Genomic DNA, 12,200 nt, shown 5'->3' on the forward strand with positions numbered 1-12,200 from the left:
GCCCCGGACCGACAATTCCACATTCCATTGTCGGTGAGAGGGGTTCGCCATGGACTGCTTAGTATGGATTGCTGGAAGCATGGGTGCAAGACCAGTGCTGCGGCTCACGGCCGCCTTCCTGCTCACCCTGTTCTTCGCGACAGCGCCACAGGCCCACTCGACGGATCGTCCCGCGGACGGCCTGGCCGAAGTCGATTTGCAATTGATCCTTGCCGTGGACGTCTCGCCGTCGATGAGCAGAATCGAGCAAAAAGTGCAGCGCGACGGCTATGTTGATGCTTTCCGCCACGCAGACATCGCGATGGCAATCAAGGCGGGAGAACTGGGAAGAATCGCAGTGCTCTATCTGGAGTGGGCGGGACCAAATCAGCAAACCGTCATCGTGCCGTGGACAATTGTCGAAAGCCGAGAGGATACTCTGACTTTGGCGGACAGGCTCGCTGCTCTGTCGTTGACTGAAGGCCGGGGAACGTCGATTTCCGGCGCGTTGCAGGCCGCGAATGGGCTGTTCGCGAAGAGCGGCTTGCGCAGCCCGCGCCGTGTTATTGACGTATCCGGCGACGGACCGAACAATGCCGGAGCACTCATTGACCCCATTCGGCAGTTTCTTCTCGCGGAAGGTGTGACGATCAACGGGCTGCCTATTACACTACCCCGCATTGGCGAGGCCGACGGGTTTGCGCGGTACGACCCCTCCAGGCTGCAATCCTATTTCGAGCGCTGCGTCATCGGCGGACCGGACGCATTCGCAATCGGCGTCACCGACGCCGCAATGTTCGTCACCGCAGTCCGTCGAAAGCTGGTTCGTGAAATCTCGATGAACATGGATCAGGTAATCTACGCCGCGTACACCGAGCGTTCCGGCCCCACGGTCGATTGCAACATCATCGGTCAGTTGCCAGGCCGATGAGGCTCGGCAATGTGGTGCCAGCAACGGAATGGCTTCGCGCATTACTGCCGACAGTCAACAGAGCAGGGGGGATCAACAGCGATGAACGCCGTCAAGGGCTGAAGGGCTGCATTTTGGTAACTTGGTTCCGAACCCGGAAGGGCAAGTTACGGGCCCACGTCAGTCATTCCAGCCATCCGATCCGTTGACCAAGCGGACGTGGCTGGGCCGAGACGGCTGGCAAGCTTGTACCTTTCGGTTGAAAATCGCCCATTTCAGGTATTAGGATGCTGTGCGCCTTCGAGGGCTGCTTAAGAACTCCACGATGCCGTGTGCGTTCATCGGCCGGCTCAGCGCATAGCCTTGCAGGATGTCGCAGCCCAGGTCCTTAAGGATCTTGGCCTGCTGCATCGTCTCGACACCTTCGGCGATGACTTCCACCCCCAAGGACCTTCCAATCTGCACGATCGACTGTACGACCTGCCGCTGCTGGGCTGACTCTGCGATTGGACCAATTAGCTGGCGTGCAATTTTCAGCCGTCGCGGCTGAAGTTTCATCAAGCTGACAATCGAGGCGTGGCCGGTGCCGAAATCGTCAATTTCTATATCGATTCCGAGTTCCTTGATCTGGTTAACGTTCCAGACCACAAGCTCATCATTGTCGTCGAGGAAGATCGACTCTAGAAGCTCGAACGAAACGGTCCCGGGTTTTATTGAAAGCGAATTCAGGCTATTGATCAGCTCCCCGTCCTGCAACCGCGTCGCGGAGACGTTCACCGAAGCGCGCGGCATCGACAGGCCGGCTCTTTGCCACCGATCGAAGTCTTGGAGAGTTTGTTCGAGCACCAGCCGGTCGATGATCGAAACGACATTCAACTCTTCCGCAATCCTCAGGAACCAGGCTGGCGTCTGAAGCCCGGCGATCGGATGGTTCCAGCGCGCCAGTGCCTCGACGCCCGCAACCTCTAACGTTTTCGCGTGGAACTGCAGCTGGTAGTGCGGAACAAATTCGTTGCGTTCCAACCCCGCGAGGATCTCATCGGCGACCCGTTTGGTCCGAACGATCTCGGACTGGAGATCTTCGGTGAAGAACTCATATCGATTGCGTCCCTGGCTCTTGGCCCGGTAGAGGGCTATGTCCGCGTTGACCATCAAGCGTGGGCCGTCGACGGGACCGTCCGCTTCGACCGCGATGCCGATGCTGACCCCGATACGACATTGGTGGTCTTTATAGGGCACCGGCTGTCGCAATCTCTGTAGAATGCGATCGGCCAGCTGGCTGAGTTGGTCAGTTGAGATATCGCGGGTGCACAGTACGACAAACTCATCGCCTCCCACGCGGGCAACGAAGTTTCCTGACCGAACAGTTGATGTCAGCACATTCGCGGTATGGATTAGCACGGCGTCGCCAACCGAATGTCCAAGTGTGTCATTGATTTGTTTGAAACGGTCGAGATCAAGATGCAGAAGTGCAGCGCCGCCGGCAGCCGTTGAATCTGCGACAGCATGCCTTTCCAGCATAGTGTCGAGGTAGCGGCGATTTGGAAGACCAGTCAGCATATCGTGTAGTGCGGTATGCTCATTGCGCGCTGTCGCCGCCTCTAGCTCAGCATTCCTCGTTTCCGCGAGGTTTTTTGCTTGCTCCAACTCCCGGGTCAGGGCCACATCCGCCGTCACGTCCCATTCCGCTCCGACCATTTTGTGATTGGTATCATCCCTGTAACTTTTGGCACGCGCGCGAAGATGTCGAACTACACCATTGGGAAGCACTACACGATATTCCGATGAGTATAGGCCGGTCGCAATCCCTTGTGCGAAATCCTGCTTGGCGTGCTCAAGATCGTCAGCGTGGATCGACCTCGACCACTCTTCGAAGGTCCTCGGTTCGCCATCCGCCGGCTTTCCATAGATTTCGTTCAGGCGGTCGTCCCAGGATATGATGTCCGAGTCGAGATCCTGCTCCCACACACCAATTTGTGATGCGTCAAGCGCAAGCTCCAGCCTTTCGGAGAGCTGTGCAAGCCGTCGTTCGCTGCGCCGTAGATCAGCATAGTGCTTATGCCGTTGCTCGAGAAGCAGCCCTGCAATGACGATTGGAACCAGTACCAGAGCGCCGCCGATGAGCATTGCAAGTCGCAAAATCCAGGCGCTGCGGGGCGCCGCATTCCAACCACCTTTGGGTATAGCGGCAATCTTCCAGGATCCTGTTGGCAATCGCACCTCGGCCGTGACGGGATTGCTTTCCATCACGTGCGCGGGACCGTAAAATCGCGCGCCGCTTTGGCCGAGAGCGTCCTTGCCCGTCAGCGCGATCTCGATCGGCAGTTTCTTGTCTAAAAGACCGCTGTCCTCGTACAGCCTCTGAATGTCGATCACGGCAGCCACTATGCCCCAGAACGTCTCGGTAGGGCGGTCACGGTCAAGGAAGACAGGAAATCGCCCGATAAATGCCTGACCTCCTTGTTTGAGTTCTACCGGTCCGGCCAACACCAGTTGTTTGGTATTGCGTGCCCGAAGTACTGCCTCACGCTGTTCTTCATCCTTGCGAAAGTCCAGTCCAATGGCCTTCTCATTGCCTTGCATCGGATACATCAACGAGATGACCAGGCCAGGGGCAGCGGCGATGTTTCTGAGGTGTATCTTCTCGCGAAAGAGGCTCTCTGCCAGCTGGGCAAAGCGGTCTTGGCTCATATTCGGTTCGGTGACGATCGTCGCGACCAGACCGCGCACGAGTTGAAGGTCTCCATTGACGTTGCCCTCAAGATTGGCGCGGATGAGGTTCATCTCCTTCGCGACGTCAACGCGCAATGCCTGATCGGCAACAATGCTGTTTTGATGGTCGGCAAAAATTCCAGCGAGCAACAGCACGATAAGGGCAATCACTGCCGGGACACGGGTCCAGGTCAGCAAAGCGTGGAAGCGCTGATGAATAGCATTTGCCAACGTGGAGTCTCGGTCAGAGCAACTTCCTATTGGCGCAGCATACCGGAGCACACTTAATCGATTCTTGGTGCTTCCAGTCAATATTTAGCAAGGCACATAGAGAGCGAGATCACATGGCAGTCCCGACGGCCTTTCGCGTCTCCAACAGCCTCTGACGTGCGTCGCAGGTGTCGGGCAGCGCAGCCGACCCATCGGCCGAGCGGGGGGCAATCCGGATGACGCCCTGCCGGGCGCACAAATTGGTCTTCGCGCTCGCTCGCCGATCCGGGCAAAGCGCCGCCAGGTCTATTTCGAGCTGCAGCCGGTGATCTATGACGATTGCCCGACCTTTCTCCCGGCCGTCGCCAGTTGGATCGACGCGGCGCGCCAGGAGGTGAAAGGCTTCGTGGCCGCTGTCGCAGTTCGGTGGCAAAAAGCTGCCCGCCGCCTTGCGGCCCCAAAGCCGCCTCGTCGATTAGCATTAGACCACTTGATCCTTTACAATGAACCAAAGGGCGAACAACGAGGAAGGCATGCGCGAGCGCTTCCAGCTGGAGGCGATGAGCGTGACCACTTCAGCGACGCTGCCAAGCCGGCCTCAACAAGGGCGAGGTAGCGCACAAACTCAAACGCGGAGTCTTCTTCCATGAGCGTGGCGAACTCCGCGACCGGTCGTTCGAAAGTCGGGCATTCCGCGCATCGGGCCTCAATCTAGTCGTCAGCGCGATCGTACACTGGAACACTGTCTATCTCGACCGCGCAGTCACAGAGCTCAAACGAGCGGGAAGGAACATCCCAGATACACTGTTGAAGCATATCTCGCCGCTGAGTTGGGAGCACATCAACCGACGGGCATCTACACCTGGGACAGCGAGCAACATCTCCCGGAAGGCTTCAGGTCGCTTCGGCTCCCGGCCGGGCTAAGGCGCGCCGCATAACGTTCCTGCTCCGTTCGACCTTAGCGTACGATTTCGCACTGCTCTTGTTCCGACCCTAGCTAGCAACTCAAGGCCTGACTGATCGTTCGGCAGCCGGTGACCGGGATCGTCGCGACCCTGTCGCTTCGACAAGGTCACCAGGTTGGTGCCGCCGCCATGGCGCAGCGACGGAAACAGGATACCGCGCAGCCGGGTCGTAATGACCAGGTCAGCAAGCTTCCACGATGAAGGTACTTGCTGTCGATACGAGCGATCTGGCACCAGGCACAATCCCAACGCCGCTGTCGGGCGTTTATCGGGGCGACAACGGCAATTGTTAGCTGATCGCACGCCAGGGCGCTGTCTCCGGCGTGAAGGGCGAACCACGCTCGCCAAAAACCTGCTCGACCGGCTGAGGCAAGTTTCTGGCAGACATTTGCGCCGTGTTGTAGACTGGTTAGGGGCGATGGGAACGAAGAGGTTGGTCGGCGTGGTTGGAAATGCTGCGCAGCGCCGTTTGGCTGCCATCCTAGTGGCCGACGTGGTTGGTTACTCCCGCCTCATGGAGGCGGATGAGCTCGGCACTTTTGATGCGATCAAGGACCGGCGAAGGGAGATCGTGGTGCCGGCCGTTCGAGAGCACGCAGGTCGAATTGTCAAGTTCATGGGCGACGGAATCCTGGCCGAATTTGCTAGCGCGGTAAATGCGGTGAGTTGTGCACTTGAACTTCAGCTCCGCATGGCCAAGGCAAATGAAACGCTAGCAGATGCTAACCGGATCAGATTGCGGATAGGCATTAACCTAGGCGACATCATAGAGGACGAGTCGGATGTCTATGGTGACGGTGTTAACATCGCCGCTCGGCTTGAAACCCTGTCCGAGCCGGGAGGTATTTGCATTTCGGGCCAAATGTACGACGCGATCCAAGGAAAGCTCGAGATTTCAATCGAGGATATTGGGGAAAGCTCCCTCAAGAATATATCCCGGACAATTCGCGCCTATCGCATCAGGCCCAGAGATGCAGAAGGAGTCCAAGAAGCCCAATTTTTAAGGGGCAACGAGCGTACGACAGTGGCGGTATTGCCATTCGCAAATATGTCTGGCGACCCAGCACAAGACTATTTCTCGGATGGAATAACCGAGGACATAATCACGGAGCTTTCCCACTATCAACATCTGTCAGTGATTGCACGTAACACGACAGCTCTGTTTAAGGATCGGTCCATAAACGTGGCGGAGATAGGCCGCAAGCTTCGGGCTGATTTCGTGATCGAGGGAAGCATTCGGCAGGCCGGCAACAGGGTCCGTGCTACAGTTCAACTCATTGACGTTCAAACTGGGACTCATGCGTTCGCAGAAAACTTCGATCGGAAAATTGAAGACATATTTCAAGTTCAGGACGAGATCGTTGACGCTATTCTTGGTCGGCTTTTTTACAATCTAGATGAAGCAGCAAGCAAAGCTCGTCAGCGAAATCCGACGACAAGTACCACCGCTTATAGTTTGTGGTTGCGCGGCAGGCAGGCTTCGAGAAATGGCGATGAGGAGGATGCTATAAGCTGCCTGAATCAGGCGATCAATGTTGATCCTCAATATGCGAGAGCGTTGGCGATGTTGAGTTGCCTGTATGGCTATGGACGATTCACCGGATCCGCACGTGACACTCATATGAAAATCGCCGAGCTATCTCGCGGATACGCCGAAAGAGCTATCGCTACCGACAAGACAGACGCCTACGTGCTTGAACAGGTAGCAGCTGCGTACCTAATGCTCGGTGATGGAGACAATGCAAGACGATACTCTGATAGTGCAAGTTTACTCAATCCGCGAGACATCTCCACGGCCGCCACACGCGCACTAGTTCTCGCCTTCATAGGCGAACACAATCGCGCACGGGAAATAATTGAACGTGTATGTCGGGCTGAGCCACGCGTGCCGCCGGGATGGACGGTTACCTTGGCAGACGTACAGTATCTAATGCGTGACTTTGAAGGAGCCCTTAAGACCTACAAAACAGTTAACGGCGCACCTTTCTATGTAAGATTGCTTCAGTCGATGTGCCTCTCCCAACTGGGGAGGATCGATGAGGCAAAAGCAATTCTAGGCGAGGCACCGACAGGTTTCGATATTCCGGCATTCGCCCGCAATTGTGCAGGCATGTGCGCGCTGGCCGAAGACCGTGAACTGTGGCTCGAGGGGTTTCGCAAAGCCGGCGTGGACGTGTGAGCGTCGTGTTCCGTTCTCCGTTATTGAAGACGCTTCTGCTCAGACTCAATGCTCAGTCTCGTCCACATCGACCGAGGCAATTTTTGTCGTCACCCGCTCGAGTTCCTCCACACTTGCGGATAGCCGCGTTCTCAGACTGGCGGTCCCCTATAGCATTCACTGCGCCCACTCTCCGAACACCGCCATGCCGTCACGAGCCCATCATGGTGGGCCTGGAATCGATCCTCGCAGCTTGCCGAAGGTTCTGCGGCCACGGGACCTCGTCGATCCAACGCTGAAGGTCGAGCCAATCAAGGTGAAGACACGGGACTTCCGATAGTGCTCGCATCGTCCGTGCTCAGCGGTAAACGCAAAAGTCGCCGTCTGAGATAGGGTGGAGAGCGGCCACCAAAGGTCAGTGACCATCGACTGCTTCGCGCCTCAATCTCGGTCGTTGCGGACAGATCTGTCACTGATTGAAAGCCGACATCGTGGCGATGACGCTGGGCGTCCCTCGCGGCTCAGCGCGTTCAAAGCCACTACGACCCAGGCAAGAGTCGCTACCGTACGCCCGACTTGAAGTTGCGCGTCAGTGCATTGGCAGGATGTTCTGGTTGAGGCGGAACAGATTGTCCGGATCGTATATCTGCTTGATCTTGGCGAGCCGCGCGTAGGCCTCGGCTCCCAGGGCGTCGCGCACGAGATCCGCTCCTTCGCCATGGCCGGGGAAGTTCAGATAGAGGCGCCCGGTCGAGTAGCGCTGCATCTCCTGCCAGAAGCTGCGAACCCAGCCGATGTTCGCATCGTCCTCGTCAGCGCCTGGCCAGATGGCGTCGAGGCTGAGCATGAAGGGCATGGAGCGGTCGCCGAAGGCGGTCGCATCGGCTGGGACGCGCTGGACGAAACCGCCGAACTTCCAGATCGAGGCGAAGGTCATTTCGGAGGGTCGCTTCGCCATCCGCGCGGTGATCTCCCCGATGACCTCGTCGTCGAGGCGCGAGAGGTAGGTGGATTTCCAGTAGCAGCGGTCGCGGCCTTTCGGGAACAGCCCGTCATAGAGCGACTGGATGGTGCGATATGGCATGCGGCCGCTGAAATCGACGAGCGGTTCCCCAAAGCTGCGCAACGGCGCCATGACCCGCTCGCCCTCGTCGGCCGGTCCGTCATAGACATGCGCGAGCGCCAGGACGCGCCGGCCCCTTGCATGCTCGGGGATCGAGGGATCGTCCGGCAGCGTGGAGAATTCCGCCAGGCCGCTTAGGCGATCGGGTGCGGTCTGCATGAAGTCGCGCCAGAGTGGAATGATCTCGTTGGCGCGCTCTTCGGGATAGGCCGGACCGCATAACATCAGCTCCGGCTCGATCGGGTGCAGCTTGAACTCGAAGCTCGTCACCACGCCAAAATTGCCGCCGCCGCCGCGCAGCGCCCAAAAGAGATCCGGGTTGTGCATAGCGTCGGCATGGACGAGGCTGCCATCGGCGGTTACCAGATCGGCGGCCAGCAGATTGTCGACGCTGAGACCGTGGCTGCCGCGCAGCCAGCCGATGCCGCCAGAAAGCGTCAGGCCGGCAACGCCCGTCGCCGAGATGAGACCGCCCGGCGTGGCGCGGCCAAGCGGGGTGGTGGCCGCATCGACAACGGCCCAGGTGGCGCCGCCCTCGACGAAGGCACGGTCGAGGTCGGGCGAGACCTGTACGCCCTTCATAAGCGACATGTCGATCATCAGCCCGCCGTCGCAGACGGCGTAGCCTGCAACATTGTGGCCGCCCGAGCGGATCGCGATCACCAGCCCGTTTTCGCGCGCAAAATTCACCGACGCCACGACATCGGCGGTATGCAGGCAGCGCGCGATGAGGACAGGACGGCGGTCAATCATGCCGTTCCAGACGGTTCGCGTCGTGTCGTAGGATGAGTTTGACGGCTCCAGCACCTCGCCTTGCAAGATGGAACGGAAGCTTTCGATGCTCGATGGTGCAAGGGTAGCGGTGGCGGCCATGGGGCGGTCTCCTCGTTTCACGCACGCATGCACACACGCTAGCGCGGCACGGGCACGGCCGCTAAAGTCGAAAATGCTGGAAGGCGGTCATTTCTGCCATGATTGAACAGACCAGACCATTGAATGTAGCGATCCTTGCCGCTCCGCAGGCTACCGCCTCCACGATCTACGGCATGTTCGACTTGTTTTCCTCGCCCGGCAGGGATTTCCTGTTCATCACCAGCGGAGCCGCGGGCACGCCACGCATGCGGCCCTATGTGGTTGCCGGGGACGGCAGCCCGTTTCGCGCGGCAAACGGCATCTGGGTGCGCCCAGATCACAGCCTTGCCGATTGCCCGCCACCCGAATCGTCTGTATTCCAGATTTTTTCGTCAATCCGGGCGAAAGCGTTGCCGGGCAGTATGACGCCGAAGCCGCGTGGCTGAAGCGAGCGCATGACGACGGCGCCATGCTGGCCAGCGCATGTTCGGGCGCGGTGCTGCTCGGTGAGGCCGGGCTGCTCGACAATCGCGAGGCCACCATTCACTGGGGCTATGTCGAGACGCTCACGAACAACTATCCCGGCGTGAAGGTGAAGCCGGGCCAGTCGCTCGTGTTGAGCGGCGAGGCCCAGCGCATCGTCATGGCCGGGGGCGGCTCAAGCTGGCAGGATCTCGCCCTCTATCTGATCGCGCGCTTCGTCAGCCTCAGGGAGGCGATGGAGGTCGCCAAGGTCTACATGCTGCAGTGGCACGACATGGGCCAGCAGCCCTTCGCCGCGCTGATGCGCTTTCGGCAGACCGACGACGCGGTGATCAACCGCTGCCAGAAATGGGCCGAACGCAACTACCGGACCCCTTCGCCCGTCGCCGCCATGACCAAGCTGTCAGGCCTGTCCGGGCGCTCCTTCGTGCGCCGCTTCGCCAGGGCCACGGACATGAAGACAATCGACTACATCCACGCGCTCCGGCTCGAAGCGGCCAAGGAACTGCTGGAGACCGGCGACCTGGCGGTCGAGGGGGTGGCCAATGAAGTCGGCTACGAGGATGCGAGTTTTTTCGGGCGTCTCTTCCGCCGCAAGGTCGGGCTGACGCCGGCGCAATATCGCATTCGTTTCAGTGCTCTCCGGCGAGCGCTGAGCCGCGGTTGAATCTCAACCGTCGCGGCGCGATGCCATATTCCGCTTTGCGCCCAATGGCGGCCGCAGCCGAGGATTTCGCGTCCGCCCGAAAGCAGACATCGCAGCTGACCATACTGAAGGTCGCGCTTGAGCCATGTTCGGACCTACGCGGGAACAAGCGTGAACGTCTCATCTCAACCATTCCGTTACATTCCAGTCCAAACGAACGAACACGAGTCTCGGGCGTGCAACGAGCCAAGCTTGCATCACATCGACGCAAACTACGTTGTCGCAACCGACTCAGATGGTGCGACCTCAACGGCTCAGCGCATCCAGCGCCCTTTGTGCGGCGATGAGGTCGACGATTGGATACCTAGTGTTAAATGTGTGGACCACCGCTTCCAGACGCGTCGCGGCCTCATGGAGACGACCTTGACGTGCCAGAACTTGTGCTAGCTGCGTTGTGGCGCGAAGCTCGAAGAGTCTCGCTTGCTGCCGACGGGCAGTAGCAATTGCTGTTTCGAATAGGTGCGCGGCACCTGTCAGGTCATCTCTGCCCGCGGCGATTTGGCCACGAAGGCGAATACATTCTGCCAGGTAGCTCGCCTCGTCCGTATCGAAAACGAGGGTATCGACATCATCAAGCATTTGCGATGCCTCTTCGATGCGACCGGCCCGCAGGAGAAGATCACAAAGTTCGCATGTTTTCTCAGGGGTATGGAATACGACGCCCTGCCCACGCCAAAGAACCACGCTCTCCCGGACATCATCGATGCCGGCATAAAGTTCGCCTAAATGCGAGCGGGCATGACCACGCCACCTGATACCGCTACTTCGACGCGCCGTGTAGCCATGCAGTTCGCAAATCTCGACGATCTTCGTAGCGCTCTCAAGGAGTTCCTCGTATTGACCAAGTAGCGCGCACAATTCGCAATGCCCGAGAAGACGCCACGCGACTTCGAAGGGCTTATCGATCTGATCAAAATTTAGCATCAGGCGCTCTTTCTCTTCGACTGCAGCATCAAAGAAACCCAATATCGTCAGCGATCCGCTGAGATATGCCTGGGCAGACAAACGGGGTTGATCCGCACCGGCGAACAAAATACGACGACTTGGGTCAACCGGATCAATCAGATCAAGGGCCTTGCGCAAGGCCTCCGCTGCCAGCGGCTCTTCTCCCCGGTTCGAATGAGCGATCCCCTTTGATGCCCAAAGACCGCTCAGATAGGCGGTTGGAAGGAGATCGGCACAGTTTGCGAGCTGCCCTTCGGCCAAGGTCAAGTAATCTTGATTGCGCCCAGTGGCATAAAAAAATGGAGCGAGTGACAGCGCAACGTCACATTGCAATTCGACAGATGCAGTGTTCGCGGCAGCAAGACGTGCATCTTCAAGCGCCTTCCTAATGCGCTCAGAACGATAGCCTTCAGCCTGCATCAATGCATTGGCCATCGCAAGGTGGAGACGTGTCATCCGTTCGGCGCCGACGGAGACGTCGCCAAGTCTCCGGCTGCAGTCGATAGCACTGGCAAAGTGAGACACGGCTTCCCGAGTGGCAGCTCTGGCCAGGGCGGCCCTTCCCGCCTTTTGCCAGTGATCGAGCGCGCCCGCCCAATCCCCAGCTTCCTGAAAGTGGTGCGCGAGGAGCTCGGGTTGCGCTTCAGTGATTTCGGTCCACTTTTCCTCCAACACATCTGCGACGCGCTTATGTAGCTCCTGGCGGTTAGCGCGCAGCAGCGTGCCATAGGCTGCGTCCTGAACGAGCGCATGCTTGAACAGGTAAGTGGCCAGTGGCCGCGTCCCGCGGCAGAACACCAGACCGGCGCCGACGAGTTGATCCAGTGCGCCATCTAGCTCAACGGCATTTCCCTGTGCGACCGCTGCCAGCAATTCATAGGAGAACTCCCGACCGAGAACCGCGCCAACCTGTGCGACCTGCTTAACGGCTGAGCCGAGGCGATCGAGCCGCGCCATCAACGAGGCATGCAGCGTCGCGGGAACGTTCAACGCCGTCGCGGCAGCTTTTGAGAGCACTGTTTTGGCGTTGCCGCTCTCCAACACCGCCTTGGTCAGTTCCTCGACGAACAGTGGCACCCCATCCGTGCGCTCGATGATCTCCGCGACAACGTCGCTCGGCAGCTCCCCGCTGCCAACGACCCGCTGGACCAGCGCGG

6 protein-coding genes and 2 pseudogenes are annotated in these 12,200 nt (G+C 58.9%); 5 read left to right on the top strand and 3 right to left on the bottom strand.

Annotated elements, in window-relative coordinates; translation table 11 throughout:
* The first annotated feature begins 94 nt into the window (after positions 1 to 94).
* Positions 95 to 910 (top strand): DUF1194 domain-containing protein, encoded by an 816-nt coding sequence (locus X743_RS138865; protein WP_198024008.1) that lies wholly within the window; start codon positions 95 to 97, stop codon positions 908 to 910.
* Between the two features lie 261 nt (positions 911 to 1,171).
* On the opposite strand, the gene X743_RS138860 is transcribed toward X743_RS138865, so the two are convergent.
* Positions 1,172 to 3,832: an EAL domain-containing protein gene (locus X743_RS138860; RefSeq protein ID WP_031258776.1), complete on the bottom strand. Its 2,661-nt coding sequence runs from the start codon at positions 3,830 to 3,832 to the stop codon at positions 1,172 to 1,174.
* 552 nt (positions 3,833 to 4,384) lie between these two features.
* On the opposite strand from X743_RS138860, the pseudogene X743_RS1000000171680 reads away from it, so the two are divergent.
* Positions 4,385 to 4,749 (top strand): annotated as a pseudogene (locus X743_RS1000000171680) (Tn3 family transposase); the annotation flags it as partial.
* Positions 4,750 to 5,062: 313 nt separating this feature from the next.
* On the top strand, positions 5,063 to 6,955 hold the full coding sequence (locus X743_RS1000000170115; protein WP_156934571.1) for an adenylate/guanylate cyclase domain-containing protein: 1,893 nt from the start codon (positions 5,063 to 5,065) through the stop codon (positions 6,953 to 6,955).
* 568 nt (positions 6,956 to 7,523) lie between these two features.
* Here X743_RS1000000170115 and X743_RS138850 read toward each other — a convergent pair.
* Positions 7,524 to 8,930, bottom strand: a complete 1,407-nt coding sequence (locus X743_RS138850) for an FAD-binding oxidoreductase (RefSeq protein ID WP_023769238.1) — start codon at positions 8,928 to 8,930, stop codon at positions 7,524 to 7,526.
* Positions 8,931 to 9,028: 98 nt separating this feature from the next.
* On the opposite strand from X743_RS138850, the gene X743_RS1000000173100 reads away from it, so the two are divergent.
* Complete coding sequence (locus X743_RS1000000173100; RefSeq protein WP_198028522.1) at positions 9,029 to 9,355, top strand: hypothetical protein; 327 nt, start codon at positions 9,029 to 9,031, stop codon at positions 9,353 to 9,355.
* 23 nt (positions 9,356 to 9,378) lie between these two features.
* Positions 9,379 to 10,059: a helix-turn-helix domain-containing protein gene (locus X743_RS01000000169670; RefSeq protein WP_198028523.1), complete on the top strand. Its 681-nt coding sequence runs from the start codon at positions 9,379 to 9,381 to the stop codon at positions 10,057 to 10,059.
* 285 nt (positions 10,060 to 10,344) lie between these two features.
* Here X743_RS01000000169670 and X743_RS1000000173105 read toward each other — a convergent pair.
* A pseudogene (locus X743_RS1000000173105) lies at positions 10,345 to 12,200 on the bottom strand (hypothetical protein); the annotation flags it as partial.

This window comes from Mesorhizobium sp. LNHC232B00, assembly GCF_000502435.1.
Classification (GTDB): domain Bacteria; phylum Pseudomonadota; class Alphaproteobacteria; order Rhizobiales; family Rhizobiaceae; genus Mesorhizobium; species Mesorhizobium opportunistum.

Bases quoted from the DNA above. Each gene is read 5' to 3' on its own strand.
- X743_RS01000000169670 (WP_198028523.1), top strand. From the start codon at position 9,379: ATGCTGGCCAGCGCATGTTCGGGCGCGGTGCTGCTCGGTGAGGCCGGG.
- X743_RS138850 (WP_023769238.1), bottom strand. From the start codon at position 8,930: ATGGCCGCCACCGCTACCCTTGCACCATCGAGCATCGAAAGCTTCCGT.
- X743_RS1000000173100 (WP_198028522.1), top strand. From the start codon at position 9,029: ATGATTGAACAGACCAGACCATTGAATGTAGCGATCCTTGCCGCTCCG.